A 25,324-nucleotide genomic window follows, 5' to 3' on the forward strand; every position below is an offset into this window, starting at 1 on the left:
ATGGCCAATCCCGACATTCACGGCGAAGAGATACCGGTTCACCGGCGCGGACGCGGGCGCGGCGATGGAAGCGGCCGGCCGTGGCCCATTCCGGCCCGCCTATGACGGAACAACGCGAAGCCGGTACCAGCGTCGCACCAGCTCACCACCAACTTTCTGCCCGAGCGTACTCGCCTCGTTCCGCTCGAACGCGTCCGCCCGCGCGAATTAGCTGGCACCATCGCATTGCCCGGACTCGACCGCGGCCGGACACTGAGTTCCTCGTCTGAGCCGGTGCAGAACAGCCGATGGGGGCTCCCATGTCACAGTCCATTCGCAAGCCTGGCAAATCCCGTGGAACGCGCGGCGCGGCGGCCATTACCGCGCTCATTCTCGCCGCGCCGCTGGCGACCGCGCCCGGTACGGCACAGGCCCGCCCGTCCACCGCGTCCCGCGCCCTCCCCACCGGCGCCCACCCGACAAGCGCGGTCCTCACCTGGGACGTCCACACCGAGACCGCCATCTTCGACCGGGCCCGGCAGTCGCCGACGGCGGCCGCGCGCAGCTTCGCGATCGTGCAGGGCGCCGTGTACGACGCGGTCAACGCCGTCGCCGGCGCCCCGTACGAGCCGTACCTGGTCGCGCCCCGCAGCCGGCCCGGCGACTCGACCCCCGCGGCCGTCGCCACCGCCGCGTACCGCACGCTCCGCTGGCTCTTCCCCGACCAGGCCGAGCCCCTGCGCGCGCAGTACGAGCAAGCGCTCGGCGCGATCCCCGACGGCCGTTCGGAACGCGGCGGCGTCGCCGTCGGCGAGGCCGCCGCCGCCGCGATGATCGACGCCCGCCGCGACGACGGCGCGTTCTCCGACGCGAAATGGCGGGTCGGCACCGCGCCGGGCGAGTGGCGGCCGACCCCGCCGGGCTTCCTCCAGGTCGGCGCCTGGTACGCCACCCTGAAGCCGTTCGTCATCCGCGACGCCGACGACTACCGCACCCCGGGCCCGCCCGCCTTGAGGAGCGCCGCCTACGCGCGCGACCTCAACGAGGTCCAGTCCCTCGGCTCGGCCGCCAGTACGTCGCGGACCCCCGACCAGACCGACGCGGCGATCTGGTGGGACGACCCCCGCCAGGTCGAATGGTCGATCGGCCGGCAGCTCGCCGCGTCCCGGCGGCTCGGCGAGCTGCAGACGGCGCGCCTGCTGGCGATGGCGGGCGTGGCCGCGGCGGACGCGCTGGTCGCCTGCTACAAGGAGAAGTGGCACTGGAGCTTCTGGCGCCCGGTCACGGCGATCCCGCTCGCGGACACCGACGGCAACCCCGCCACCCGCGCCGACCCGTCCTGGACGCCGCTGCGGACCACGGCGCCGTCGACCGAGTACCCGTCCGGGCACGCCTGCTACACCTCGGCGGTCACGACGGGCTGGGGGAAGTTCTTCGGCCGCGACGACGTCTCGTTCAGCGCCTACAGCGCCGATTCGGGCACGACCCGCCGCTACGACAGCCTCGCCAAGGCGAGGGCCGAGCTGGGGGAGGCCCGGATCTGGGCGGGCGTGCACTACCGCAGCGCCTCCGATGACGGCACCCGGCTCGGCTCGGCCGTCGCCCGCGACGTCCTCGACCGGGAGTTCGGCCGCCGCGGCGACTGAGCCCGTTCACGGCGGGCGCGCCCGCGTCGGGTGAGACGCGGTCCAGGTGGTCGGCGGGGGACGCCGTGCGTGCACTGCCACTCGGTCGCCGCGGGCTCCAGCCCATATGACGTCCCGCCCCCCCGGTCTCCGGCTCGTCCACTCGGAGACGGGGACGGGCGGGGACCTTGACGGCCACCCTGGTACCGCGGGGAGAATTGCGTTCGGTGGCGCCGATGGGGAGGCCGAGTGGAGGAACTGGCGGCGGGCGACCCGCGCGCCGCGGGACCCTTCCGGCTGGTGGGCCGCCTCGGCGGCGGTGGCATGGGCCGGGTCTTCCTGGGACGCTCGCCCGGCGGCAGGCCGGTCGCGGTCAAGACGATCCGGCCGGAGCTGGCCGGGGACCCCGCGTTCCGCCGCCGGTTCGCCCAGGAGGTCCGCGCGGCCCGCCGGGTGAACGGCTTCTACACCGCCCAGGTGGTCGGCGCCGACCCCGACGCGGACCCGCCGTGGATGGCCACCGCTTACATCGAGGGGCCGTCCCTGCACGAGGCGATCGAGGCCCACGGGCCGCTCCAGCAGGCCGGGCTCCGGATCCTGGGCGCCGGCCTCGCCGAGGGACTGGCGGCGATCCACCGCGCCGGCCTGGTCCACCGCGACCTCAAGCCCGGGAACGTGATCATCGCCGCCGACGGCCCCCGCCTCATCGACTTCGGCATCGCCCGCGCCCTGGACGCCACCACCAGCACCGTGGTGATCGGAACGCCGGGCTTCATGTCCCCCGAGCAGGCGCGCGGCAGGGACATCGGCGCCGCCGGCGACGTGTTCTCCCTCGGCGCCGTCCTCGCCTACGCGGCCTCGGGAACCGGCCCGTTCGGCACCGGCCGCCCCGACGCCGTCGTCTACCGGATCGTCCACGAGGAGCCGGACCTCGCCGCGCTGAGGCACCTGCCGTCCGACCTCACCGCCCTGGTCGCCGCCTGCCTCGACAAGGACCAGGCCGCCCGGCCCGCACCCGGCACCGTGATCGCGCGGCTGGCCGCCCCCGCCGTACCGCCGGGCGCGCGGAGCCATGGACTGGCCGTCGGCGACCACGGCCTGATCCCCGCCGACCGGCGCATCCGGGACGACCGCCGGCTCGTGCTCGACTTCCTGAACGGTGAGATCACCTACGCGGAACAGCCGTGGATCTTCGATGACGACGTGCTCCTGTTCGCCGTGCTGCGGCTCATGGAACGCGACCGCGGGTGGCTCCGGGGTCAGCGCGCCACCGCGGCCTGGCCCGAGGAGCGCACCGGCCAGGTCTTCGGGCTGCTGGACGTCCCGGGACCCTGGTCGGCCGGCCGCGTACCGGAGCCGGAAGGCCCCTGACCGGCGCCCCGCGCCGAGCGCTCGATGCGGAAGGCGCGGTCGGACGTGCGATCGGATGCGCCGCCGGAGGTGCGGCGGAAGGTACGGCGGTACGCGTCGGGCGGCACGCCGATCGTGCGGTTGAAGTGGCGGCGCAGCGTCGTGCCGGTGCCCATCCCGGTCGCCGCCGCGATCGTCTCGACGCCGTCGTCGGTGGTCTCCAGCAGTTCCTGGGCGCGGCGGATCCGCTGGACCAGCAGCCACTGCAACGGGGTGGTGCCGGTCACCGACCGGAAATGGCGGCCGAGGTTGCGCGAGCTCATGGCGGCCTGGCGGGCCAGGTCCTCCACGGTCAGCGGCTGGTCCAGCCGCTCGATCGCCCACGGGAACAGCGCCGCCAGCGGGTGGTCGTCCTGCTCCGGCACCGGCGAGGAGACGAACTGGGCCTGGCCGCCGGCCCGGTGCGGCGGTACGACCAGCCGGCGCGCGACCGTGTTGGCGACCGCCGAACCGTGGTCGAGCCGGACCAGATGCAGGCACAGGTCCATCGCGGCGGCCTTGCCGGCCGAGGTGAGCACGCTGCCGTCGTCCACGTAGAGCACGTCCGGATCGACGTCCACCCTGGGGTAGCGCGCGGCCAGCACGTCGGTGTGCGCCCAGTGCGTGGTCGCGCGCCGCCCGTCCAGCAGTCCCGCGGCGGCCAGCACGAACGCGCCCGTGCAGAGGGAGGCGACACGCGCGCCTCCCTGATGGGCCGCGCGCAATGCGTCGATGAGGTCGCCGGGCGGGTCCGCGTCGACGTCCGCCCACCCCGGAACGATCACCGTGTCGGCGCTCGGCAGCCGGTCTAACCCGTGGTCCGGCTCCAGCAGGAACCGGCCGGCCCGGACGGCGCCCGTCCCGCATCCGGCGAGGTCGTACCAGGGGCCGGTCACGGCGGCCGGCGCCGGGCCGAACACCTCGTAGGCCACCGACAGTTCGAAATGCAGCATCCCCTCGGTGACGGCGACCGCGACAGTCTTCATGCCGGAATTCTCGTGCCCGAGATACTCATGTCCGGAATTGTACGAGCCATGGCGTTCCAGACACTCGTACGGCCCGGCCGTCCCCGCCAAGATCGTCGTAGTGGATCGACCGAGAACGAGTGGATCACCAAGAACGATGGAGACGACGATGGGGACTGGCCAGGCGGTCACGGTATTCGGCGCGTACGGCCACACGGGGCGCTTCGTGGTGGCCGAGCTGCGGGACCGCGGGTTCGTCCCGGTCCTGTCCGGCCGCGACGCCGGGAAGCTCGAAGCGCTGGCGGCGGACTTCCCCGGGCTCGACGTACGGCCCGCGTCCGTCGACGACCCGGGCTCGCTCGACCGCGCGCTGGCCGGCGCGGCGGCCGTGGTCAACACCGCGGGGCCCTTCGCCGCCACGGCCGCCCCGGTGATCGAGGCGGCGCTGCGCGCCGGCGTCCCGTACGTGGACGTGGCGGCCGAGATCGAGGCCAACGCCGACACGTTCGCGCACTTCGGCGAGCGGGCCCGCGCCGCCGGGGCCGTGATCGTCCCGGCGATGGCCTTCTTCGGCGGCCTCGGCGACCTGCTGGCCACCGCCGCGATGGGCGACTGGACCGCCGCCGACGAGGCGCACATCGCGTACGCGCTGAGCAGCTGGCACCCCACCGCGGGAACGCGGGACTCGGGCACCGTCTCGCGGGAACGGCGCGGCGGCCGCCGGGTCCGCTTCACCGGCGGGCGGCTGGAGTACCACCAGGACGACCTGCCGTCCCTGAAGTGGACGTTCCCCGAGCCGATGGGCGTCCGGCCCGTCATCGGGGAGTTCAGCATGGCGGACGTCGTCACGATCCCCAGCCACCTGGCCGTCCCCGAGGTGCGCTCGTACATGACGGTCGAGGCCGTCGAGGACCTGTCGGCCCCGGACACGCCGTCGCCGGCGGCGGCCGACGGGAGCGGCCGCTCCGACCAGACGTTCCTCGTCGACGTCGCCGTCCGCTCCGGCGGCACCGAACGCCGCGCCACGGCGAGCGGCCGGGACATCTACGCCATCAGCGCGCCCCTCGCGGTGGAGGCCGTCCACCGCGTCCTCACCGGCCGGACCAGGGCCACCGGCGTCGCCTCCGCCGGCCGGATCTTCGACGCGCCCGACTTCCTCCGCGCCCTCTCGGCGCACCTGTCGTTCGAGACCGGCTGACATTCCGGCCGGATTCGGCGCCTCGCCCGAGCGCCGGGGCGGGCGGTGAGATGATCCTGGACGGGAGATCGGAGGCCCGGTCATGGACGATGAACCGCCGTACGTCGAAGGCGTCACCCACCGGTGGGTCGAGGCACGGGGCATGAGGTTCCACGTCGCGGAGGCGGGGACCTCCGGCGACACCGTGGTCCTGCTGCACGGCTTCCCGCAGCACTGGTACGAGTGGCGGCACCTCATCCCCGTGCTCGCGTCCGACCATCGGGTCGTGGCCATCGACCTGCGCGGGCACGGCTGGTCGGACGCGCCGCCGGACGGCTACGCCAAGGAGGAGATGGCGCGGGACGTCCTGGCGGTCATGGACGCCCTGGACCTCGACCGGGTCAAGCTGGTCGGCCACGACTGGGGCGGCTGGATCGGCTTCCTGCTCTGCTTGAAGGCACCGGAGCGTTTCGACCGTTTCCTGGCGCTCAACATCGTCCACCCGTGGTCGCGGCCGCTCGCGGCGCTGCCGCACCTGTGGCGCTTCTGGTACCAGCAGGTCATCATCGCTCCGGGCATCGGCCGTCTGGCGCTGCGCAACGGTTCGTTCGCCCGCGTGATACTGCGGCTGGGCGTCCACGACCGGACGGTGTGGGATCAGCGGACCATGGACGCCTTCACCGACCGCTACGCCGAGCCCGCGAGGACCCGTGCGGGGATCCAGCTCTACCGGACGTTCGTCACGCGCGAGTTCCGCGCCGTGATGAGCGGCCGCTACCGGAGCCCTCTCGCCGTGCCCACCCGGCTCGTGTTCGGCGTACGCGACGTCTTCCTCAGCCACCGGGTGCTCGACGGCCACCAGCCCTACGCCGACCTCGACATCCACCTCGTTCCCGACTGCGGCCACTTCATCGCCGACGAACGGCCGGACATCGTCGCGCAGCACGCCCGGGCCTTCCTCACCCCCTGACCCTCCACGCCGATCCCGCACCGGGCCTGGTGAATCCTCAGCGCCCGCCGCCTGACCGATCGCCCGGCCGCTGCGCGCCGACACCGCGCAGCAGCGTCTCGACCACCACGTCGGCCGCCTGGGCGGCGCTCAGGTCGGACAGCTCCTCGGCGGCGTGCAGCATCAGCGGCGGCAGCAGCGTCCCGACCCAGCCGGTCGGGAGGTCGGACCGCAGCAGGCCCTCGTCGGTGGCGCGCCGCAGGAAGGCGTCGACCTCGCCGATCAGGCGCCGGCGGCGCTCGCGGAGCGTCTCCTCCGTGAGCATGCGGCCCATCTCCACCGGCCACGCGCGGTTGACCGCGATGATCCCCTCGACGTACCGGTGCAGCGCGATCGCGACCGGCGCCTCCCGCAGCCTGGCGGCCTCGATGGCCTTCTCGACGGCGTCGTAACGCGCCCGGTACACGGCGGCCAGAAGCTCCTCGCGGGAGGCGAAGCGCCGGTAGACGGTACGGCGGTCCACGCCCGCCGCCGCGGCGATGGCGGCGATGCTCGCCGAGGGGTCGTCGGCGAGCAGGCGGGCGCCCGTGCTCAGCACAAGTTCCAGGTTGCGTGCCGCGTCTGCTCTCACCCTCCCAACATTACCGTCCACGTAGCACATGGCGACCTTACTGCCGCAACACTGACCAACTTGAATATCTAAGTGCTACATTGATGAGACAGTTAGGTCGCCGGGAGAGCCTGACGGCCCGAATCCCGAACGGAAGGAACGACCCCATGCCCAGCACATGGTTGATCACCGGAGCGTCGCGCGGCTTCGGACGGCGGCTCGCCGAGGCCGTCCTGGAGGCGGGCGACCGGGTCGCCGCCACCGCGCGGCGTCCGGAGCAGCTCGAGGACCTGGTGGCCCGCCACGGTGACCGGGTCCGAGCGGTGGCGCTGGACGTCACCGACGCCGCCGCGGCCTCCCGCGCGGTACGGGAGGCCACCGGCGCCTTCGGCGGCCTCGACGTGGTCGTCAACAACGCCGGCTACGCCAACAGCGCGCCGATCGAGGAGATGGCGGCCGAGGACTTCCGCGCCCAGATCGAGACCGACCTCTTCGGCGTCGTGAACGTCACGCGCGCCGCGCTGCCCGTCCTCCGGGCACAGCGGTCGGGCGTCTTCGTGCAGTTCTCGTCCATCGGAGGACGGGTGGGCGGCACGCCCGGGATGGGCGCCTACCAGACCGCCAAGTTCGCGGTCGAGGGGTTCTCCGAGGTGCTCGCCAGTGAGGTCGCGCCGTTCGGCGTGAAGGTCGTCATCGTGGAGCCGGGCGCGTTCCGTACCGACTGGCAGGGCTCCTCGATGGAACTCCACCCGGTCGGCCCCGACTACGAGGAGACGGTGGGCGCCATCAACCGCTACCGGCGCGACAACGACGGCACCCAGCCCGGCGACCCGGCCCGGGCCGCCAGGATCATCATCGACGTCGTGGCCGCCGACGACCCGCCACGGCGCCTCGTCCTCGGCGGCGACGCCCTCACCCTGGCCCTGGAGGCCGGGGAGATCCGCACCGCCGAGACCCGGAAATGGGCCGATGTGAGCCGATCGGCGGACTTCCCCGCGAACGAGCGCTAGGACATGCCTCAGCTCCGGTGGTCCTCCACCATGACGTCGAGACGTTCGCGGAGCAGCGTCCGGCCGAGATCGTCGTAAGCGCGGGCCCACAAGGGATGCAGCGCCGGGAGGAGCCGCACATCCTCGTGATACGCGGCGGTAAGTCCCAGAAGCGCGCTCGCCGGGTAGCCCGCGTCGAGCATCCGGGAGGCGTCCGCCAGAACGACATTCGTGCCCCCGGTGAAGGCGGGGTACTCGTCGGCGAAGGCGTCGTCCGGCGCGAGAACGCCGATGCCGATGCCGGACGGGTCGGGCTCGTGGCGCCACCCGGCCGGCGGCGCGAGATCGAGGGAAACAACCGCATCGCCGCCGTACTCCGGAATGGGGCGGACACCCAGCTCAGCGGCCAGGCGCGCCACCTGGGCGCGGCGGCGCTCCCCTCCGCCGCGCAGGGCGAGGGAGAGCAGGAAGGTGAGACCGTCCAGAGTGTTCCGGCCGATGACGCCCGGCTCCTTGTGGCCGAAGGAGGCGACGGGATGGTCGGTGCGCCCGAGTTCCGGCGCGGGGAACACCCACCCGACGCAGGTGCCGTTCCCCAGATCGGCGAACGGCAGCAGCTCCGGCACGGACATGAACGGCACATGGTGCCGGCGGAACACTTCCCCCGCGTAGCAGTCCTCCCACCCCGGCGGCGCGAGCGGCACCTCGCACAGCTCGAACGGCAGCGCGAAGCTCGTCTGGACGCGCATGGCGTCGTACAGACCCTCCTCGTACAGATCCGTCGCGAGGAACCCCTCCTCCCAAGCGATGTCGACCACCTTGGCGAGCGCGGGCGGAGTGGGGAACGGAAACAGGTCGTCGTTCCACAGGGGCGGTGCCGTCATGGAGGACGAGTGTCGCACCCGCACCCGACAACCGGACCCGGCTCCGACTCGGATGGATACTGACCCCATGCGCCGAGCATTCGTCCATGACGCAGTGGTGAGCATGGCGGCCGACGATGACGTGCGAGCGCCGGGAGCAGCGGTTACCGCCGCGCTCTGCGGTCACTGGGAGCACGAGCCGCCGTGCCCGCTCGCGCCCCACCACACCACCGCCGAGCGTTCCGGCGACGAGGTACGACTACGGGTGCTCTTCGCCACCGAACCCGCGTCCGAATCCGAAGTCCGCACCCGCATCGAAGCAGCCCTGTCCCGGGAGGCCCTCGCCGGCCCGGACGGCACCATCACACGCTGGCAGCTCCGCAGCACCGGACCTGATCTGATCCGGAACGACGAGACCGGCCACGCCGAACGCCTCACCCAGACCTGAACCCTCGACCATCCACCACCGCGATCACCAGGAGATGCGGTCGCCATGATGCGCCGTCAAGCGTCGTACGCGCCTCGCTTGATCTGGTGAAGCAGGGCGGCGAGGTTATCGGCCCTCAGGGCGAGGTGCCCACCATCCGGGTTCTTGGAGTCCCTGACCCCCACACCCTGTGCGAGACGCGCCAACTCGACGCACTGTTCGTCGTTGACGCCGCCACTGTGTGTGCTCTTTTTCCACTGCACGGCCATGTGTCCCGCTCCATGATTTGCGACATGCAAGCGCCAGGCTGCGCCGTCAGCCGGCGTGCGCGCCTTGCTTGATCTGGTTCACGAGGGAGGCGAACTGCTCTGGGGGCAGGGTGAGGTGACCGCCGCCCGGGTTCTTGGAGTCCCTGACGGCGACGCCGCTCGCGAGCCGTCCCAGCTCGACGCACGCCTTGTCGTCCACCCCGTCGCTGTGGGCGCTCTTCTTCCACTGAACGGCCATGTGTCCTGCTTCAGGCGTCTGCGACGGGTCTCTGTGTGAAGGCACGAACGGATGCTTTCTCTCCCCAGGGCGGCGGGCGTCGGGTGCGTACCTCGCGTCCGCACCCGACGCGCCCGTCCGCATGCAAGCGCCAGGCTGCGCCGTCAGTCGTCGTACGAGCCGCGCTTGATCTGGTTCACGAGGGAGGCGAACTGCTCTGGGGCCAGGGTGAGGTGACCGCCATCCGGGTTTTTGGAGTCCCTGACGCCCACGCTGTCGGCGATGCGCGCCAGCTCGACGCACACCTTGTCGTCACCGACGACACTTCGCGAACTCTTCCGCCACAACACGGTCATGAGTACCGCTCCAAGTAGTGCTTGATGATGTTGTGCGAGTCGTCCTCGGAGGACGCCTTCGCGCCGATGCGGTCAAATTTATCTCGTAGTGCCCGGGTTTCGCTCGGCGACTCGATGAGGCGGCCGCCGCCCTGGGCGCCCGCATAGGCGACGTCTCGGCTTTCCAGGCTGATGACCTGGAAGAACCCGTCGGCTCCGGGGTGGGGCCCGACTGAGAACGGGATGATGCGCACGCTGACGCGAGGAAGGGTCATTATGTCGAGCAGGTGGCGTAGCTGGTTTCTCATGATCTCGGCAGTGCCTATCGGGCGAGCGAGTACTGCTTCGTCCAGAATGACCCAGATGTCCGGCGCACCATCCTTGTCGAGGAGTGAACTCTTGCGCGCGAGGTGGTCGGTGAGGTCGGGCTTGTTGTCGTCGTGGCGGCTGTTCTCCAGGTTGTGTGCTGTGACTTCGTCCGTCTGTAGGTAAAGCGGTATGCCGCCACCTTGGAAGACTCTGATCGCCAGGGCCTGCATCTCCAGTTGGGCGTACTGGCGGAACCAGTCGGGGTTGTGGGCCATGCGGGCGTACCAGAGGAGGATCTGGAAGAGGAGGCCCGTGCCGTACTTGAGGTCGAGCATGCGCATCCAGTCGTCGTGCGGCCGCTGCCTGCCCGCCTCCATGTTGGAAACAGTCGAACGGGCGGCACCGATCACCTGTCCGCATTGGGTGAGTGACAGCCCTTCCTTCTCTCGCCACCAGCGTAGGTAGAAGGCGAGGAAGTGCCACATCGAGATGCGGGGGTCGAGGGGTTCGCGGACGAGCGGCATTGCTCCTCCAGTGTTTTCGGTCTCCGTGAGTACCGCGCAAGCTTAGAAAGTGCGAGCGAATCTTGGACGCGGAATTCGGGAACTGCGTCCAGGAGGCGACAATGCTGGCACCGAAGACAGACTGCCTGTTCATCCCCCTGCTGGGGACACCTGCGTCGATCGGGCTGGCGCGGACGTTGGCCGGGCAAAAGCTGAATAAATGGGACTGTTCTGGCATTCTCGATGATGCGCTGCTCGTCGTCGCGGAACTCGTCACGAATGCCGCGAAGGCGACGCCGCTGAGGGAGATTCGCTTTCAGCTCAGTCGCGATGCCGAAGGGGTAATCATCGCGGTCTGGGATTCCAGTTCGCGGCTTCCCGAGCCGAAGGCCGTCGTCGAGTTGGGGCTGGAGGATCTCGATCTGGCCGAGGAGTCGTACGACAGGAACGGCGGCTGGGGGCTGCCGCTCGTGCAGGCGCTCTCGACCTGCTGCGGGTACACGCGCGACCCGCGGGGAGGGAAGTGGGTGTGGGCGCGTTTGGCGGCTCGGCATGCTCCTTAGCGTTCGGCGGGGGAGGATCGGCGGCATGAGGACTCTCACGGGTGTCGTGCCCGTTCTGTTCCTGGTGGCGTTAGTGGCGGGGTGCGATTCCGGTACGCAGGCGGCGGGCGGTACGCCTTCTCCGTCCGGGCCGCCTGGGCTCGCGAAGGTGCGGGAGGCGTGCGTGGCGAAGACGGCCGGGGCGCTGAAGGCGCATTCCGATGAGCTGACCGCCGACCAGTTCTTCGAGTTGGCGCCGGACCAGGGGACGTTGCGCGTGGTCAATCCCGCGCCGGTCGGGATCGTGACCAGGGCCATGGCGCTGTACGCCGCGCAGTGCGCGTTCCGGGAGGCGGGCGCGCCATCGACGCTGGTCGACCGGCTGAGCGTGCCGGCGCCGGGCGAGCAGAACGTGTGGTGGACGGGCTTCACCGGCGCGTGGGAATCGGACGAGGTTCGCGGTTTCCGGGCGCGTGTGACGGCCGCCCGCTGAGTACCCTGGACGATCCAGGGCTCGCACCGCGCGGACGAGGCGGTCGCCAATGCTGCGGATCCATTTCACCGCGGACGATCTCGGGCGGACGAGGTTCCTGCCCGAGCCCGCGCCGATGCTGGAGTTGAAGCTCGCGCTGGTCGCGCTGCGCCGGGCGGATGCCGTGCCCCGCCTGGACGGGTGGCGGCGGGCCGCGCTGGCGAGCCTTCCCGAGTCGGCCCGGCCGGTGTGGGAGCTGGGCGCGGGCTTCTCCGGGGCGCTCTCGACCACGGCCGTCTGCGGCGACTTCGATGAGGCGCTGGAGATCGCGTGGGGCCTGACGCCCGCGGGGATGCGCCACGAGGCCGGGCTGTGGTCCGGCGCCGGCGGTCGCGCCGCGCCTTCGTGGGCGCGTTCGGTCGCCGCCGGGGACCGCGACGCCGTGCGGTACGTGATGCGGGGGTTCCGCGGCGCCCATGCCGCGATCCTGCGGCCGTACTGGCCGGAGATCCGCGCCGGGCACCATGCCGAGCTGGCCCATCACGGCCGGGTGCTGGCCCGGCGCGGTACGGCGGGCATGCTGGCCGAGCTGGTGCCGGGCGCGGCCTGGCGCGACGGCGGCCTGGAGATCGCCACGCCGGGGCGGCGGGAGGTGCGGCTGCGGGGGCGCGGGCTCGCGCTGGTGCCGACGGCGTTCTGGACGGGCCCGCCGCTGGTCGCCGAGTCCCCGGACGAGCCGGTCCTGCTGGTCTACCCGTCGCGGACGCGGACCGTCCTGCGCGCTGGGTCCGGCCGCGATCCGCTCGCGGGCGTCCTCGGCCCCACGCGGGCGGCCGTGCTGCGGCTCCTGGCCCGGCCGACCGTCACCAAGGACATCGCCCGGCAGGTCGGCATCAGCCCGGCCTCGGCGTCCGAGCACGCCGCCGCGCTCCGGGCGGCCCGCCTGGTCACCAGCCGCCGCGACGGCAGGGCCGTCCTCCACCACGCCACCCCGCTCGGCCTCGAACTGATCAACGCCAACGGCCGGTGACGTTTCGGCTCCAGCCGAATGCGTTGCGGCGGACGCGCCGGCGCGGTGATGCTGCGTCGGCGGGCGTTAGGTCGGAGGTGGCGTGGCGGAGTACGACTACATCGTGGTCGGGGCGGGTTCGGCGGGCTGCGTGCTCGCCCATCGCCTCTCGGCCGATCCGGCCTGCCGGGTGCTGCTGATCGAGGCGGGCGGGCGGGACAGGAGCCCGGCCATCGCGATGCCCAAGGGGTTCGCCCGGCTGATGGAGAGCCCGCGGTACGCGTGGGCGTACCCGACCCGGCCGATCGGCGCGTCCGGGCGGGGCGAGGTGTGGCCGCGGGGGAGGACGCTCGGCGGCACCAGCGCGATCAACGGCCTGATCTACAACCGGGGGAGCCAGGCGGACTACGACGAGCTGGAACGGCTCGGCAACCCCGGCTGGGGCTGGGACGCGATGCTGCCCGCGTTCCGGCGGATCGAGGACCACCGGCTCGGCGCCGGCGGGACGCGCGGTACGGGGGGACCGCTCGGCGTCTCGCCGGCCGCCGGGCCGGAACCGCTGTGCGAGGAGGTCCTCGAAGCCGCGGCCCGGCTGGGGTGGAGCCGCGTGGAGGACTACAACGCCACCGACGGCGAACGCATCGGCTACGCGATGGCGACCGTCCGCGACGGCCGCCGGGTCAGCGCGGCCCGCGCGTTCCTGCGTCCGGTCGAGGACCGCGGCAACCTGACCGTCATGGTCGGGGCCCTCGCGCTGCGCGTCCTGGTGGAGAACGGCAGGGCCACCGGTGTCCGGGTACGGTGCGGCGGCCGCACGGCCGATCACCGCGCCGCCGCCGAGGTGATCGTCTCGGCGGGCGGCGTCGCCACCCCCGCACTGCTGCAGCGCTCGGGCATCGGTCCTGTCGGCACGCTGAAGGCGGCGGGCGTCGACGTGCTGGTCGACAGCCCGAACGTCGGCGCCCGGATGCGCGAGCACCGGGCCGCCGGCCTGCAGTTCCGGCTGAAGGAGGACCGCGGGTACAACCGCCTGCTGAACACGCGGCCACGGCAGGCGATGGCGATGCTGAGGTACTTCGCCACCCGCGGGGGAGTGCTGGCGGCGCCGGCGTTCGACCTCGTCGGGTTCTTCCGCTCGCGTCCTGGGCTGGACCGGCCCGACGCGCAGGTGCAGGTCGTCCCGCTGTCCCTCGGCTCGGCGCCGGCGGGCTCGCCGACGCCGGAACGGGAGCCGGGCATCATGTGCATCGCGTACGCGCTGCGCCCCGACAGCCAGGGCAGCGTCCGCATCACCTCGGACGACCCGGCGGCGCCCCTCGACATCGACCCCGGGTACTTCGCCACCGACAACGACCGCACCGTCGGGGCGGACCTCGTCCGCAGGATCCGCGAGCTGTTCGCCACCGGCCCGATCGCGGAGAGCATCGCCGCCGAGACCGTCCCCGGCCCCGCCGTCCGGAGCCGGGACGACCTCGTCGAGGCGGCGCTGACGCGGGGCTACTGCGGTTACCACGCCGTGGGGACCTGCGCGATGGGCCCGCACGACGACGACGTGGTCGACTCCCGGCTCCGCGTCCGCGGCGTCGCCGGCCTGCGCGTCGTCGACGGTTCCGTCCTGCCCGTGCTGGTCTCCGGCAACCTGAACGCGCCCGTCATGGCGCTGGCCTGGCGGGCGGCCGACCTCATCCGCTGACCACCGGCCGGTGGCGAATCCGTGGTGGCCACGGATGCCCGTCCGTGGCGGTCCGGGCGACCCTTCTCGGCAGTAGGACGGCTGCCGAGGAGGCCACGCGATGAGCACCACCACCACCCTGGACCGGACGGGCCGGACGGACCGCGAACGCCTGCTGACCCCCGCGTTCCTGCTGGTCATGACCGCCGGTGTCGGGTCGGCCACCAGCTTCTACCTGCTGTTCTCGGCGCTGCCGCGGTACGCGGAGGCGTCGGGGGCCGGCGGCGTGGGGGCCGGGCTGACGACGGGCGTGATGATGGCGGCGACCGTGGCCGCCGAGCTCGCGGTGCCGCGGTGCGTGCGCCGGTACGGGTACCGGCTGGTATTCGGCGCGGGCCTCGTCCTGCTGGGGGCGCCCGCGCTGGCGCTGGTGGTGTCGGGCGGGATGGCGACGGTGCTGGCGGCCTGCCTGCTGCGCGGCGCCGGGCTGGCGGTGGCCGTGGTGCTGGGCGGGGCGCTGGTGGCCTCGATCGTGCCCGCGGCGCGGCGCGGCGAGGGCCTCGGCGTGTACGGCGTGGCGTGCGGCGTGCCCGGCGTGGTGGCGCTGCCGCTGGGGCTGTGGCTCGGCGACGCGGCCGGATACCGGGTCGTGTTCGTGCTGGCCGGCGTGTCCGCGCTGGCGGGGCTGGCGGCGGTACGGCGGCTGCCCGGACGGCAGCCCGCGCCCGAGGAGCCGCTGGGCGTCCTGGCGGCGGCCCGCACGCCCGCGCTGCTCGTCCCCTGCGGGATCTTCGCGGCGGTGACGGTCGCGACGGGCGTCACCGCGACGTTCCTGCCGCTAGCGGCCGGCGGCGTGTCGGCGTGGGCGCTGCTGGCGCAGTCCCTCGCGGCGACGGCCACCCGGTGGTGGGCCGGGCGCCGCGGCGACCGGAACGGCGCGGCGCGGCAGCTGGTGCCGGGCCTGCTGATCTCGGCCGCGGGAATCGCCGCGCTGGTTCTGGTGTCCGAGCCGCTCGCGGTGCTGGCCGGGATGGTCCTGTTCGGGATCGGGTTCGGGCTCACCGGCAACGCGAGCATGGCCGTGATGCTCGACCGCGTGCCGCCCTCGTCGTACGGCACGGTCAGCGCTCTGTGGAACGTCGCCTACGACGCGGGGATCGGCCTGGGCGCCGCCGGCTTCGGCCTGATCGCCGTCCACACCGGTTACCCGGCCGCGTTCGGCCTGGTGGCGGCGCTGATGCTGGCGCCCCTGCTCGCGGGCGGCGGCGGGACGCGGCGGACGAGCCGTTCCTGACCCGCCGCGCCGGGAGATCCGGTCAGAGGCAGCCGAGGGCCGCGAGTTCCGCGCGGCCCTCGGCGGCGCGTCCGGGCAGGAGCACCAGCGTGCTCGCGCGCTCGAAGCGGGCGCCGATGCGCTCCCACTGCTCGACCGCGGAGGCCAGCTCGTCCGGATCACCGTGCAGCCGTCCCCGCGTACGGGCCAGGCACGCGGCGGCCCAGGCGTTCTCGGCGGCGGGTCCGGCGGCGGCGACCCGTTCCGCGGCGCCGGGCAGGCCCGCGACGACGGCGAGTTCGGCTCCGGCGGCGTGGGCGTAGCCGCGGTAGAGGGTGCGGTCGTCCGCGAGGGCGCCGGCCAGATCGGCGGCCGAGTCGAGCCGCCCGGTGTGCACGGCGACGCGGGCGTCGACGAAGCCGGTCAGCGTCGCGTGGTCGAACACCTGCCCGGCGGCCGTTCCGGACGCCCGCTCCCGCCACGCCAGGTACTCCTCGCGCTCGCCGCGCAGGCCGTGCACCAGCGCCGGGCCGACGGCGACCGGCCGCATCATCCCGCTGTCCGGGCCCCCGGCCCGCCGCCAGCTCTCCAGCGCCGCCTCCGCGTGCCGCAGCACCTCGTCGAACGCGCCGCTCAGCGCCAGCGGCAGGACGATCGTGTTCGTCGACAGGAAGTACTGCCCGCCGAGCAGGTCGTCGGCCAGCGCCCGCCGGCCGGCGTCCAGCGCCGCGGGCAGGTCCCCGGCGGCGGTGGCGCAGTTGGCCGCCACATGGAAGATGTCGACGATCTCGGCGGCGCAGCGCGGGTCGTGCTCCGGCAGCGCGGCCAGCAGGCCGAGGCGCTCCCGGCCGCCGCGCGCCGCGTCCCGCAGCCGCCCGTCCCGCAGCGCCGCGCTGATCGTCGCGTCGAGCGCGGCGCTGACCAGCACCGGGTCACCGGCGGCGCGCGCCGCCGCGAGCGCCTCCCCGGCCAGCGCGCGGTCGGCGCTGTACGGCTCCGGCGAGGCGAGCCATGCGCGGGCGGCGGCGAGCCAGGCCGCGACCTCGGGACCTCGCGCGCCGGCGCTCTCGGCCCGGTCCAGCAGCCGCCGCAGCTCGCCGTGCGGGACGGTGTACCAGCCGGGGTTGCGGGCCGTGGTGACGACCGCCGTGGCGAGCGTGACGGCCTCGCCCGCGGCGTCCCCGCCCGCGCGGGACCGTTCGGCGGACGAGCACAGCAGCGCGAAATGCCGCTCGCCGCCCGTCGGGACGACATGCGCGCAGTCGGCCGCGCTCTTCAGGTCCCGGGCCGCCTCCGCCGGGGACGCGGCCCGCTCGGCCGCCGCCAGGAAGTGCTCGTACGCCTCGGCCTGGAACCGCCGCGCGTACGCCAGCCGCCCCAGCGCCCGCGCCAGCCGATGAGCGATGTCCCCGGCATCGGCCGGCGCCCGCGCCAGCGCGGCCCGCAGATCCCCGGCGACGGCGTCGAACTCCGCCACGGCCTCCCGGACACCCGCCTCACCGGCGTCCGGCGCGTCGATCCGGGCGGCCGAACGGGCGGCGGTCGCCGCCGCCCACCGCAGATGGCGGCGGTGGACGGCGTCCCGCTCGCCACTCTGGACGAGCCGCTCGGCGGCGAACGCGCGCACGGTCTCCAGCAGCCGCCAGCGCCCCGCCGCCACCTTCCCGACCAGACTCTTGTCGACCAACCGCCCCAACACATCAGCCACCACAGCCGCCCCCACCGCGTCTGCCGCCCCCACCGCGTCTGCCGCGCCTACCGCGCCTACCGCGCCCGAGTCTGCCGCGCGCGCCGCGTCCGCCGCGCCTGAGTCTGTCGTGTCTGGCGCGCCTGCCGCGCTGGAGTCTGCTGCGCTGGAGTCTGTCGCGTCCGTGCCTGTCGCGTCCGGGTTTGCCGAGCCTGCGCCCGCCGCGTCCGAGTCTGCCGGGACTGCGTCAACCGCGTCCGTGCCTGGCGCGTTCGGGTCTGTCGTTGGTGTTACGGCGAGTACCGCGTTCAGGTCGAAGTCGCCCGCGAAGACGGACAGGCGGCGGAAGAGGTCCCGTTCCTCCGTGTCGAGGAGGTCGTGGCTCCAGTCGAGGACCGCGCGCAGGGAGCGGTGCCGCTCGTCGCGGCCGCGGCCGCCGGCCAGGAGCCGGAGCCGGTCGTCCAGGGCGGCCAGCACGCCGGGGGCGCCGAGCGCGGCGCTGCGGGCGGCGGCCAGTTCGATCGCCAGCGGCATGCCGTCCAGCCGGGCGCAGATCTCCGCCAGCGTGGCCGGGTCGGCGGTGAATCCCGGGTCGGCGGCGCGGGCGCGGTCGGTGAAGAGCGCCTCGGCGTCCGACGACAGCGGCCCCACCCGGACGATCCGCTCGCCGGGGACGCCGAGCCGCTCGCGGCTGGTCGCCAGGATCCGGGTGCCGGGGCAGGCGGCGAGGATCCGGTCGGCGAACCCGGCGGCCGCGTCCAGCAGGTGCTCGCAGTTGTCGAGGACGACGAGCGCGCGGCGGCGGCCGAGGCGTTCGGCGATGCCCGCCTCCAGGGGCGCCCGCGGGCTCTCGGTCACGCCGAGCGCCGCCGCGACGGCGCGGGCGACGAACCCGCCGCGCACCGGCACCAGGTCCACGAACGCGCCGCCGTGCCGGGAGGCCGCCGCGGCCACCGCCGCCAGCCGCGACTTGCCGGCGCCGCCGGGGCCGAGGAGGGTGACCAGCCGGGCCGTCCGGGTCGCGGCCTCGATCTCCGCCAGCTCGGCGGCCCGCCCGACGAACGAGGTGCGGGCCGCGGGCAGGCCCGCCATCGGGGCGGCCTCCTCGCCGGTACGCTCCTGCGCCGCGAGGATGGCCAGGGCCCGCCGGTCGGGGACGCCGTACTTGCGCAGCAGCGACGACACGTGGCTCTCGACCGTGCGCACCGAGATGTGCAGCCGGTGCGCGATCTGGACGTTCGTCAGGTGGCGGCCGACGGCGGCGAGCACCTCGGCCTCGCGCGCGGAGACCTCGACGGGCGGCATCGGCCCATGGTCCCAGGGCACGGAGATCAGTTCCATGCCCGCGGCGGCGGGGGAGGTTGCCGCCGGGCGTTTGCTGAACTATTGTCTGGACACGTGTCCGGAAACCAGGAGCTGATCACCGAGTCCACCCGCCGGCGTCTCACCGAGCGGCAGGCCGACACCGTGCGGAGGCTGACCGACGCGGCGGTGGAGGAGATCCGCGAGACCGGCTTCGACGGCCTGACCGTACGGAACGTGGCCAAGCGCGCGGGCGTGGCCCCCGCCACCGCCTACACCTACTTCGCCTCCAAGAACCACCTGATCACCGAGGTGTTCTGGCGGCGGCTCAACGCGCTCCCGCCGGTACCGGCGGGCGGAACGCGCCGCGAGCGGGTGAACGAGGTGCTGCGCGAGGTCGCGCTCCTGGTGTCCGACGAGCCCGAGCTGGCCGCGGCCTGTACGGCGGCGATGCTCGGGAGCGACCCCGATGTCCGCGAGCTGCGGATGCGGATCGGCGTCTCCATCAGGCGGCGGCTGGAGGCGGCCATGGGCGACGGCGCCGATCCGAAGATCCTCGGCGCGCTCGAACTCGCGTACGCCGGTGCGCTGGTGCACGCCGGAATGGGCTACACCTCGTACGCCCGGATGGCCGACCGGCTCGCCGAGATGGCAGAGCTCATCCTGCCCGACCCCGAATGAGGTGACGGCCATGGGCCATTCCTCCCCGTCCCCCCGGACCGCTCAGGTCCATGACAGCCCGGTCCATTACAGTCCGTTCGACTACGCCATCCACGAAGACCCCTACCCGACGTACGAGCGGCTCCGGGAAGAGGCGCCGCTCTACCGCAACGACGAGATCGGCTTCTGGGCGCTGTCCCGGCACGCCGACGTGTCCGCCGCGTTCCGGAACCACGGCGCGTACTCCAGCTCCAACGGCGTCTCGGTCGAGCCGAGCGCGTGGGGCCCGCACGCGTCCAAGACGATGTCGTTCCTCGCGCTCGACCCGCCCCGGCACACGCGCATGCGCGCGCTCGTCTCCAAGGGGTTCACGCCCCGGCGGGTCAAGGAGATGGGCGACGACATCCTGCGGCTCACGCGCCGGCATCTGGACCCGCTCCTGGAGAAGGGCGAGGGCGACTGGGTCGCCGACTTCGCCGGGCTCCTGCCCATGGACGTCATCTCCGAGATGATGGGCGTCCCCGAGGCGGACCGGGCGGAGGTGCGGCGGCTCGCCGATCTCGTCGTCCACCGCGAGGACGGCCTGAACGACGTGCCGCCGGCCGGCATGGAGGCCGCCCTCATCCTCGTCGGCTACTACGAGGAGATGCTGGCCGAGCGCAAGAAGGCCAGGCGGGACGATCTGACCTCCGCGCTCCTGGACGCCGAGATCGACGGCGACCGGCTCGACGACCGCGAGATCATCGCGTTCCTCTTCCTCATGGTCGTCGCCGGGAACGAGACCACGACCAAGCTGCTCGCCAACGCCCTCTACTGGGGGCACCGCAATCCCGCGCAGGGCGCCAAGCCGTTCCAGGACCCGGCGCGCGTCGACGACTGGGTCGAGGAGACGCTGCGGTACGACACGTCCAGCCAGATGCTGGCCCGCACCGTGGCCGAGGAGCAGGAGCTGTACGGGCGGAAGGTCCCGGCGGGCGACCGGATGCTGCTGCTCGTGGGCTCCGCGAACCGCGACCCGCGCGTGTTCGACCGCGCCGCCGAGTACGACCTGGACCGCGACACCTCCCAGCTCGTCAGCTTCGGCGCCGGCCGCCACTTCTGCCTGGGCGCCAACCTCGCCCGGCTGGAGGCGCGGATCGCGCTCGGCGAGCTGGTCCGCGCGGCGTCCTCCTACGACGTCGACGAAGCCCGCGCGCAACGGGTCCACGCGGCCAACGTCCGCGGCTTCGCGACCCTGCCCGTACGACTGGAGGTCCGGTAGCCGTGCCCAGATTCGAACCCCACCCGCGACGCCGCCCGGCGATCGTCACCGGTGCCTCGTCGGGCATCGGCGAGGCCACCGCGACCGCGCTGGCGACGGCCGGGCACCCGGTCGCGCTCGGCGCCCGCCGGGTCGAGAAGTGCGAGGAGCTCGCGGCGACGATCCGGGCCGGGGGAGGCGAGGCGTTCGCGCACCACCTGGACGTCGCCGACTCCGACTCGGTGAAGGCGTTCGCGGCGGCGGCGCAGGACGCGCTCGGCCCGGCCGAGATCGTGGTGTCGGGCGCCGGGGACCTGGCGGCCGGGCGCGTCCACGAGCTGGATCCCGACGCGTTCCTCGCGCAGGTGCAGGTCCACCTGGTGGGCGTGCACCGGCTCGTGGCGGCCTTCGTGCCCGGGATGGTCGCGCGGCGGCGAGGGGACGTGGTCTTCATCTCCTCCGACACCGTCGGGGTGCCGCGGACGTGGACGGGCGCCTACGTGGCCGCCAAGAACGGCGTCGAGGGCATGGCGCGGACGATGCAGATGGAGCTGGAGGGTACCGGCGTCCGCGCGTCGATCATCCGGCCCGGGCCCACCGCCACCGGCATGGGCATGGGCTGGGACGCCGGGACGACCGGGAACGTCCTGGAGGACTGGGTCAAGTGGGGCGCGGCCCGGCACCCGTACTTCCTGCGGCCCTCCGACGTCGCCGCCGTCGTGGCGACGGTGGTCGGCACGCCGCGCGGCGCCCACCTGCACATGGTCGAGGTCCAGCCCGAGGCCCCCCTGGAAGAGAAAGGCACGGAGGAGAGATGACCGAGCTTCTCGCGCCGCCCGTCGTCTCGGGCGGCCCCGATCACCTCGAAGAGCTGCGCACCGACCCGATCGGGCTGATGCGGCGGGTCCGGGACGAGTGCGGCGACGTCGGCGAGTTCGTCCTCGCCGGCCGGCGCGTGGTGCTGCTGTCGGGCGCCGAGGCGAACGAGTTCTTCTTCCGGTCGCCGGACGAGGAGCTGGACCAGGCCGAGGCGTACCCGTTCATGACTCCGATCTTCGGTGAGGGCGTGGTCTTCGACGCCACCCCCGAGCAGCGCCGCGAGGCCCTGCACAACCAGGCGCTCAAGGGGTCGTTCCTCAAGGGGCACGCGGCCACCATCGCCGCCGAGGTCGACCGGATGACGGCCGGCTGGGGCGACGAGGGCGAGATCGACCTGCTCGACTGGTTCGCCGAGCTGACCATCTACACCTCGTCGGCGTGCCTGATCGGGAAGAAGTTCCGCGAGCAGCTCGACGGCCGGTTCGCCGAGCTGTACCACGACCTCGAACGCGGCACCGACGCGATCGCGTACGTCGACCCGTACGCCGACATCGAGAGCTTCCGCAAGCGGGACGAGGCGCGCAGGGGCCTGGTCGCGCTGGTCCAGGGGATCATGGACGGCCGGGACCCGCGGCCGCCGCGCGAGGACCGCGACCTCCTGGACGTGCTGATGTCCATCAAGGAGGAGGACGGCTCGCCGAAGTTCTCCGCCGACCAGGTCACCGGCATGTTCATCTCGATGATGTTCGCCGGGCACCACACCACCTCCGGCACCGCCGCGTGGACGCTGATCGAGCTGCTGCGCCACCAGGACGTCCTGGCCGGCGTGGTGGCGGAGCTGGACGGCCTGTACGCGGACGGCAGCGAGGTGTCCTTCCAGGCGCTGCGCGCGATCCCGCGGCTGGAGGCGGCGATCAAGGAGGCGCTGCGGCTGCACCCGCCGCTGATCCTGCTGCTGCGCGTCGCCCAGTCCGACCAGGAGGTCGTGGGCCACCGCATCCCGGCCGGGACGATGGTCGGCTGCAGCCTCGCCGTCTCCAACCGGATCCCCGAGGACTTCCCCGAGCCGGACGCGTTCCGCCCCGAGCGCTACATCGCGCCGCGCGAGGAGGACCTGCTGAACCGGTGGACGTGGGTGCCGTTCGGCGCCGGCCGGCACCGCTGCGTGGGCGCCAACTTCGCGATGATCCAGCTGAAGGCGATCTTCTCCGTGCTGCTGCGGGACTGGGAGTTCGAGCTGGCGCAGCCGCCGGAGACCTACCGCAACGACCACTCGAAGATGGTCGTCCAGCTGGCCCGGCCCTGCAAGGCGCGCTACCGCAGGAGGCGGAGGTGACGGGCCGATGAGGCCGATGAGGATCGAGGTGGACCTGGACCTGTGCCAGGGCCACGCCATGTGCGAGCTGGAGGCCCCGGACGTGTTCGAGGTCCCCGGCAAGGGCAAGGTCCGCGTCCTCGACGCGGAGCCGTCCGAGGACCACCGCGACGAGGTGGCCGCCGCCGTCCGCTACTGCCCCACCCAGGCGATCAAGCTTCAGGAGATGTGATGCCGGAATTCTCCCGCGAAGAGATGGACGACATGGTCCAGCACTGGCTGGACGAGAACAGGCGCTGCGAGGAGGCGGGCGACTGGCGCCCGCTGGCCGACCTCTACACCGAGGACGCCACCTACGGCTGGAACATGGGCCCGAGCCAGGACTTCATGGCGATCGGCCGGGACGAGATCCGCGACATCGCGCTCGGCCAGGAGATGGGCGGGCTGGACGGCTGGACCTACCCGTACCAGAGCATCCTGGTCGACGAGCGCAAGGGCGAGGTCGTCGGGTTCTGGAAGCAGATCGCCGACGTCCGCCGGGAGGACGGCGGCGCCTACGAGGTCGCGGGGATCGGCGGCAGCTGGTTCCGGTACGCGGGGAACCGGCAGTGGTCGTGGCAGCGCGACTGGTTCGACCTCGGCAACGCCACCGCGGTCTTCGTGGAGATGATGAAGGCCGGGGTGCTGTCGGACGGGATGAAGCGGCGCATGGACCGTTCGCTGAAGGGCCCGCTGCCCGGCTACTACAAGCGCGGCGAGGGCCCCGTCGCCATCTGGTGAGCGACGCGCCCGGGAGGCCCGGGGGCCGGACTCAGATCTGGCCCTCGGGCTTCTTCGGGATCGTCGCCGCGATCGCCTGGCCCAGCTCGATCAGCACATCGCCCGGCGGGGTGTACTTCGCCGGCACGGTGACCTCGACGTACGCCTGCCGCGCCACCGCCGTCCACGTCACCGGGCGGTCGGCCGGCACGCCGAACCAGTCGACCCCGTTCACCGTCATCAGCTGCGACTCCGGCCGCAGTTCGGCGGGGCGCGGCACCCCGCAGCGCAGCGCGATGGCGGGCGAGCCCCACGCGGCCGTCAGCGGCGACTCGGGGGAGGTGTCGCGGCGCGACTGGCCGTGCACCTTCTCCGGCAGCCGCAGCCCCGAGCACAGCCGCTCGCCCGCCGCGTCCGGCTCCGGCACCGGGACCTGGACGGCCCCGCCCGCGCACCCGGCCGCCAGCAGCGCCGCCGGCAGCAGCGCCAGGGCACGGGCGGCGGGACGCCCGGACCCGGCGGGACGTCTGGGCGCGGTGGAGCGTCGGAGCACGGGGGAGCTTCGCGGTAGGGAGCGGTCAGATGTGGACGATCGGGCACGTGAGCGTGCGGGTGATCCCCTCGACCGCCTGGATCTGCGCGACGACGAGCTTGCCCAGCTCGTCGACATTGCGCGCCTCCGCTCGGACGATCACGTCGTAGGGTCCCGTCACGTCCTCCGCCAGGGCTACGCCGGAGATACCGGCGATCTCGCCGGCCACCTCGGCCGCCTTGCCCACTTCGGTCTGGATGAGGATGTAGGCCTGCACCATCACGTCCTCCCCGGGCGGAGAAAATGCCGTCGGACGGTCACCGTATCGTGTTAGCGGCCGCGGCGGGCGCCCGGGGGCGCCCCTGGGCCGTCCGGGTGCCGTTCCGGCGCCGGGGAGCACGCACGAGGACGGGGGCCGATGAGCACCATCGGGGAGCTGGGCGAGTTCGGGCTGATCACGAGGCTGACCGACCGGCTGCCGCAGGGGCCGCAGGTGGAGCTGGGGCCCGGCGACGATGCGGCGGTGGTGTGCGCGCCCGACGGCCGCGCCGTCGCCACCACCGACCTGCTGGCCGAGGGGCGGCACTTCCGCCGCGACTGGTCCGGCCCGTACGAGATCGGCTGCAAGGCCGCCGCGCAGAACCTCGCGGACGTCGTCGCTATGGGCGCCCGGCCAACCGCGCTGCTGGTCGGGCTGGCCGTCCCGGCCGAGACGCCGGTGGAGTGGGCCGAGCAGCTGTACGCCGGGCTCGCCGAGGAGTGCGGGCTGGCGGGCGCCTCGGTGGCCGGCGGCGACGTGGTCGCCGCCCCGCGGATCATGCTGGCGGTCACCGCGCTCGGCGACCTCGGCGGCCGGCCGCCGCTGACCCGCGCCGGTGCCCGCCCCGGCGACCTGGTGGCGGTGCGCGGCACGCTCGGCCTGTCCTCGGCGGGCCTGGAGCTGCTGGAGAGCGGGAAGGAGGGGCCCGCCGAGCTGATCGAGGCGCACCGCCGGCCGCGCCCGCCGTACACCGCCGGGGACGAGGCCCGCGCGATGGGCGCCACCGCCCTGCTGGACGTGAGCGACGGCCTGCTCCAGGACCTCGGCCACATCGCCAAGGCCAGCGGCGTGCGGATCGAGGTCGACACGGCGCGCGTCCCGGTGCCGCCCGTGCTCGGCCGGGGTGGCCTCCGCCACGTCCTCACCGGCGGGGAGGACCACGCGTTCGCCGCGACGATCGGCCCGGACACCGTCCCGCCGCCGTCCTGGACGGTGGTCGGCACGGTCGCGGAGGGTGCCGGAGTGCTGGTCGACGGGGGTCCGTACAGCGGATCCGGCTGGGACCACTTCCGCGGGTGAGGCCATGTGAGAGCATGCGGGCGACCCCTTCTCCCGAAGGACCCCTTTGCTCGTCTGGTAGGCATGCTTGGGGCGGGTTTGGTATACATCCTGTGAT

The 25,324-nt window shown here is 73.4% G+C and carries 28 protein-coding genes; 18 read left to right on the top strand and 10 right to left on the bottom strand.

Features of this window, described 5'->3' with window-relative positions:
* The first annotated feature begins 299 nt into the window (after positions 1–299).
* Both AB0881_RS26620 and AB0881_RS26625 read left to right on the top strand, forming a co-directional pair.
* Positions 300–1,625 (top strand): vanadium-dependent haloperoxidase, encoded by a 1,326-nt coding sequence (locus tag AB0881_RS26620; RefSeq protein ID WP_366621003.1) that lies wholly within the window; start codon positions 300–302, stop codon positions 1,623–1,625.
* Positions 1,626–1,853: 228 nt separating this feature from the next.
* Positions 1,854–2,975 (top strand): serine/threonine-protein kinase, encoded by a 1,122-nt coding sequence (locus tag AB0881_RS26625; protein ID WP_366621005.1) that lies wholly within the window; start codon positions 1,854–1,856, stop codon positions 2,973–2,975.
* Here the strand turns inward: AB0881_RS26625 and AB0881_RS26630 are convergent.
* Positions 2,864–3,979: a helix-turn-helix domain-containing protein gene (locus AB0881_RS26630; protein WP_366621007.1), complete on the bottom strand. Its 1,116-nt coding sequence runs from the start codon at positions 3,977–3,979 to the stop codon at positions 2,864–2,866. The genes AB0881_RS26625 and AB0881_RS26630 overlap by 112 nt on opposite strands.
* A gap of 148 nt (positions 3,980–4,127) precedes the next feature.
* Between AB0881_RS26630 and AB0881_RS26635 the strand changes: the two genes are divergently transcribed.
* Both AB0881_RS26635 and AB0881_RS26640 read left to right on the top strand, forming a co-directional pair.
* Positions 4,128–5,156 (top strand): saccharopine dehydrogenase NADP-binding domain-containing protein, encoded by a 1,029-nt coding sequence (locus AB0881_RS26635; RefSeq protein ID WP_366621009.1) that lies wholly within the window; start codon positions 4,128–4,130, stop codon positions 5,154–5,156.
* A gap of 82 nt (positions 5,157–5,238) precedes the next feature.
* Positions 5,239–6,105: an alpha/beta hydrolase gene (locus AB0881_RS26640; RefSeq protein WP_366621011.1), complete on the top strand. Its 867-nt coding sequence runs from the start codon at positions 5,239–5,241 to the stop codon at positions 6,103–6,105.
* A 37-nt stretch (positions 6,106–6,142) separates the two neighbouring features.
* Here AB0881_RS26640 and AB0881_RS26645 read toward each other — a convergent pair whose 3' ends face one another.
* On the bottom strand, positions 6,143–6,715 hold the full coding sequence (locus AB0881_RS26645; RefSeq protein WP_366621013.1) for a TetR family transcriptional regulator: 573 nt from the start codon (positions 6,713–6,715) through the stop codon (positions 6,143–6,145).
* 146 nt (positions 6,716–6,861) lie between these two features.
* On the opposite strand from AB0881_RS26645, the gene AB0881_RS26650 reads away from it, so the two are divergent.
* Positions 6,862–7,704: an oxidoreductase gene (locus AB0881_RS26650; RefSeq protein WP_366621015.1), complete on the top strand. Its 843-nt coding sequence runs from the start codon at positions 6,862–6,864 to the stop codon at positions 7,702–7,704.
* Positions 7,705–7,712: 8 nt separating this feature from the next.
* Here AB0881_RS26650 and AB0881_RS26655 read toward each other — a convergent pair whose 3' ends face one another.
* A complete protein-coding gene (locus tag AB0881_RS26655; RefSeq protein WP_366621017.1) occupies positions 7,713–8,567 on the bottom strand; it encodes a hypothetical protein in 855 nt (284 codons plus the stop codon).
* 103 nt (positions 8,568–8,670) lie between these two features.
* Between AB0881_RS26655 and AB0881_RS26660 the strand changes: the two genes are divergently transcribed.
* The gene (locus tag AB0881_RS26660) at positions 8,671–8,994 is read left to right on the top strand and encodes a hypothetical protein (protein ID WP_366621019.1); all 324 of its coding nucleotides are present in this window, start codon (positions 8,671–8,673) and stop codon (positions 8,992–8,994) included.
* Positions 8,995–9,050: 56 nt separating this feature from the next.
* Here AB0881_RS26660 and AB0881_RS26665 read toward each other — a convergent pair whose 3' ends face one another.
* The 4 genes from AB0881_RS26665 to AB0881_RS26680 all read right to left on the bottom strand — a co-directional run bounded on the left by AB0881_RS26665 (position 9,051) and on the right by AB0881_RS26680 (position 10,627).
* Positions 9,051–9,242, bottom strand: coding sequence for a DUF397 domain-containing protein (locus tag AB0881_RS26665; RefSeq protein WP_366621020.1), 192 nt, complete (start codon positions 9,240–9,242; stop codon positions 9,051–9,053).
* A gap of 46 nt (positions 9,243–9,288) precedes the next feature.
* The gene (locus AB0881_RS26670) at positions 9,289–9,480 is read right to left on the bottom strand and encodes a DUF397 domain-containing protein (protein ID WP_366621022.1); all 192 of its coding nucleotides are present in this window, start codon (positions 9,478–9,480) and stop codon (positions 9,289–9,291) included.
* A 143-nt stretch (positions 9,481–9,623) separates the two neighbouring features.
* Positions 9,624–9,815, bottom strand: a complete 192-nt coding sequence (locus AB0881_RS26675; protein WP_366621024.1) for a DUF397 domain-containing protein — start codon at positions 9,813–9,815, stop codon at positions 9,624–9,626.
* On the bottom strand, positions 9,812–10,627 hold the full coding sequence (locus AB0881_RS26680) for a helix-turn-helix transcriptional regulator (RefSeq protein WP_366621026.1): 816 nt from the start codon (positions 10,625–10,627) through the stop codon (positions 9,812–9,814). The genes AB0881_RS26675 and AB0881_RS26680 overlap by 4 nt, the downstream gene beginning before the upstream one ends.
* Positions 10,628–10,728: 101 nt before the next feature.
* Here AB0881_RS26680 and AB0881_RS26685 point away from each other — a divergent pair, with 101 nt between their 5' ends.
* The 5 genes from AB0881_RS26685 (at position 10,729) to AB0881_RS26705 (ending at position 15,595) form a co-directional block, all read left to right on the top strand.
* Positions 10,729–11,169, top strand: coding sequence for an ATP-binding protein (locus AB0881_RS26685; protein WP_366621028.1), 441 nt, complete (start codon positions 10,729–10,731; stop codon positions 11,167–11,169).
* 163 nt (positions 11,170–11,332) lie between these two features.
* Entirely contained in the window at positions 11,333–11,641 is a 309-nt protein-coding gene (locus AB0881_RS26690; RefSeq protein ID WP_366621030.1) for a hypothetical protein, read from the top strand.
* A gap of 49 nt (positions 11,642–11,690) precedes the next feature.
* On the top strand, positions 11,691–12,650 hold the full coding sequence (locus AB0881_RS26695; protein WP_366621032.1) for an ArsR family transcriptional regulator: 960 nt from the start codon (positions 11,691–11,693) through the stop codon (positions 12,648–12,650).
* Between the two features lie 82 nt (positions 12,651–12,732).
* On the top strand, positions 12,733–14,322 hold the full coding sequence (locus AB0881_RS26700) for a GMC family oxidoreductase N-terminal domain-containing protein (RefSeq protein ID WP_366621034.1): 1,590 nt from the start codon (positions 12,733–12,735) through the stop codon (positions 14,320–14,322).
* 100 nt (positions 14,323–14,422) lie between these two features.
* Positions 14,423–15,595, top strand: coding sequence for an MFS transporter (locus AB0881_RS26705; protein WP_366621036.1), 1,173 nt, complete (start codon positions 14,423–14,425; stop codon positions 15,593–15,595).
* Between the two features lie 22 nt (positions 15,596–15,617).
* Here the strand turns inward: AB0881_RS26705 and AB0881_RS26710 are convergent, their stop codons facing one another.
* Positions 15,618–18,566: a LuxR C-terminal-related transcriptional regulator gene (locus AB0881_RS26710; RefSeq protein ID WP_366621038.1), complete on the bottom strand. Its 2,949-nt coding sequence runs from the start codon at positions 18,564–18,566 to the stop codon at positions 15,618–15,620.
* 93 nt (positions 18,567–18,659) lie between these two features.
* Here AB0881_RS26710 and AB0881_RS26715 point away from each other — a divergent pair, with 93 nt between their 5' ends.
* The 6 genes from AB0881_RS26715 to AB0881_RS26740 are packed head-to-tail and all read left to right on the top strand — an operon-like array spanning position 18,660 to position 23,377.
* Positions 18,660–19,244, top strand: coding sequence for a helix-turn-helix domain-containing protein (locus tag AB0881_RS26715; protein WP_366621040.1), 585 nt, complete (start codon positions 18,660–18,662; stop codon positions 19,242–19,244).
* Between the two features lie 10 nt (positions 19,245–19,254).
* Entirely contained in the window at positions 19,255–20,484 is a 1,230-nt protein-coding gene (locus AB0881_RS26720; RefSeq protein ID WP_366621042.1) for a cytochrome P450, read from the top strand.
* Positions 20,485–20,486: 2 nt separating this feature from the next.
* Positions 20,487–21,281, top strand: a complete 795-nt coding sequence (locus AB0881_RS26725) for an SDR family oxidoreductase (protein ID WP_366621044.1) — start codon at positions 20,487–20,489, stop codon at positions 21,279–21,281.
* Positions 21,278–22,618: a cytochrome P450 gene (locus AB0881_RS26730; protein WP_366621045.1), complete on the top strand. Its 1,341-nt coding sequence runs from the start codon at positions 21,278–21,280 to the stop codon at positions 22,616–22,618. The genes AB0881_RS26725 and AB0881_RS26730 overlap by 4 nt, the downstream gene beginning before the upstream one ends.
* Before the next feature lie 7 nt (positions 22,619–22,625).
* On the top strand, positions 22,626–22,829 hold the full coding sequence (locus AB0881_RS26735; protein ID WP_366621047.1) for a ferredoxin: 204 nt from the start codon (positions 22,626–22,628) through the stop codon (positions 22,827–22,829).
* Positions 22,829–23,377: a hypothetical protein gene (locus tag AB0881_RS26740; RefSeq protein ID WP_366621048.1), complete on the top strand. Its 549-nt coding sequence runs from the start codon at positions 22,829–22,831 to the stop codon at positions 23,375–23,377. Before AB0881_RS26735 ends, AB0881_RS26740 begins: the two co-directional genes overlap by 1 nt.
* A gap of 31 nt (positions 23,378–23,408) precedes the next feature.
* Here the strand turns inward: AB0881_RS26740 and AB0881_RS26745 are convergent, their stop codons facing one another.
* On the bottom strand, positions 23,409–23,909 hold the full coding sequence (locus AB0881_RS26745) for a DUF3515 domain-containing protein (protein WP_366621050.1): 501 nt from the start codon (positions 23,907–23,909) through the stop codon (positions 23,409–23,411).
* A gap of 25 nt (positions 23,910–23,934) precedes the next feature.
* Complete coding sequence (locus tag AB0881_RS26750) at positions 23,935–24,168, bottom strand: Lrp/AsnC ligand binding domain-containing protein (RefSeq protein WP_366621052.1); 234 nt, start codon at positions 24,166–24,168, stop codon at positions 23,935–23,937.
* A gap of 138 nt (positions 24,169–24,306) precedes the next feature.
* On the opposite strand from AB0881_RS26750, the gene AB0881_RS26755 reads away from it, so the two are divergent.
* Complete coding sequence (locus AB0881_RS26755) at positions 24,307–25,227, top strand: thiamine-phosphate kinase (RefSeq protein WP_366621054.1); 921 nt, start codon at positions 24,307–24,309, stop codon at positions 25,225–25,227.
* Positions 25,228–25,324: the final 97 nt, after the last annotated feature.

Origin of the sequence: Spirillospora sp. NPDC029432, from assembly GCF_040703975.1 — a bacterium.
In the GTDB taxonomy this organism is placed as follows: domain Bacteria; phylum Actinomycetota; class Actinomycetes; order Streptosporangiales; family Streptosporangiaceae; genus Spirillospora.

Excerpts from the sequence above, each read along its gene's own strand:
- AB0881_RS26620 (WP_366621003.1), top strand. The coding sequence starts at position 300 with ATGTCACAGTCCATTCGCAAGCCTGGCAAATCCCGTGGAACGCGCGGC.
- AB0881_RS26630 (WP_366621007.1), bottom strand. The coding sequence starts at position 3,979 with ATGAAGACTGTCGCGGTCGCCGTCACCGAGGGGATGCTGCATTTCGAA.
- AB0881_RS26635 (WP_366621009.1), top strand. The coding sequence starts at position 4,128 with ATGGGGACTGGCCAGGCGGTCACGGTATTCGGCGCGTACGGCCACACG.
- AB0881_RS26640 (WP_366621011.1), top strand. The coding sequence starts at position 5,239 with ATGGACGATGAACCGCCGTACGTCGAAGGCGTCACCCACCGGTGGGTC.
- AB0881_RS26650 (WP_366621015.1), top strand. The coding sequence starts at position 6,862 with ATGCCCAGCACATGGTTGATCACCGGAGCGTCGCGCGGCTTCGGACGG.
- AB0881_RS26655 (WP_366621017.1), bottom strand. The coding sequence starts at position 8,567 with ATGACGGCACCGCCCCTGTGGAACGACGACCTGTTTCCGTTCCCCACT.
- AB0881_RS26660 (WP_366621019.1), top strand. The coding sequence starts at position 8,671 with ATGGCGGCCGACGATGACGTGCGAGCGCCGGGAGCAGCGGTTACCGCC.
- AB0881_RS26665 (WP_366621020.1), bottom strand. The coding sequence starts at position 9,242 with ATGGCCGTGCAGTGGAAAAAGAGCACACACAGTGGCGGCGTCAACGAC.
- AB0881_RS26670 (WP_366621022.1), bottom strand. The coding sequence starts at position 9,480 with ATGGCCGTTCAGTGGAAGAAGAGCGCCCACAGCGACGGGGTGGACGAC.
- AB0881_RS26675 (WP_366621024.1), bottom strand. The coding sequence starts at position 9,815 with ATGACCGTGTTGTGGCGGAAGAGTTCGCGAAGTGTCGTCGGTGACGAC.
- AB0881_RS26680 (WP_366621026.1), bottom strand. The coding sequence starts at position 10,627 with ATGCCGCTCGTCCGCGAACCCCTCGACCCCCGCATCTCGATGTGGCAC.
- AB0881_RS26685 (WP_366621028.1), top strand. The coding sequence starts at position 10,729 with ATGCTGGCACCGAAGACAGACTGCCTGTTCATCCCCCTGCTGGGGACA.
- AB0881_RS26695 (WP_366621032.1), top strand. The coding sequence starts at position 11,691 with ATGCTGCGGATCCATTTCACCGCGGACGATCTCGGGCGGACGAGGTTC.
- AB0881_RS26705 (WP_366621036.1), top strand. The coding sequence starts at position 14,423 with ATGAGCACCACCACCACCCTGGACCGGACGGGCCGGACGGACCGCGAA.
- AB0881_RS26710 (WP_366621038.1), bottom strand. The coding sequence starts at position 18,566 with ATGCCGCCCGTCGAGGTCTCCGCGCGCGAGGCCGAGGTGCTCGCCGCC.
- AB0881_RS26720 (WP_366621042.1), top strand. The coding sequence starts at position 19,255 with ATGGGCCATTCCTCCCCGTCCCCCCGGACCGCTCAGGTCCATGACAGC.
- AB0881_RS26730 (WP_366621045.1), top strand. The coding sequence starts at position 21,278 with ATGACCGAGCTTCTCGCGCCGCCCGTCGTCTCGGGCGGCCCCGATCAC.
- AB0881_RS26735 (WP_366621047.1), top strand. The coding sequence starts at position 22,626 with ATGAGGCCGATGAGGATCGAGGTGGACCTGGACCTGTGCCAGGGCCAC.
- AB0881_RS26740 (WP_366621048.1), top strand. The coding sequence starts at position 22,829 with ATGCCGGAATTCTCCCGCGAAGAGATGGACGACATGGTCCAGCACTGG.
- AB0881_RS26750 (WP_366621052.1), bottom strand. The coding sequence starts at position 24,168 with ATGGTGCAGGCCTACATCCTCATCCAGACCGAAGTGGGCAAGGCGGCC.
- AB0881_RS26755 (WP_366621054.1), top strand. The coding sequence starts at position 24,307 with ATGAGCACCATCGGGGAGCTGGGCGAGTTCGGGCTGATCACGAGGCTG.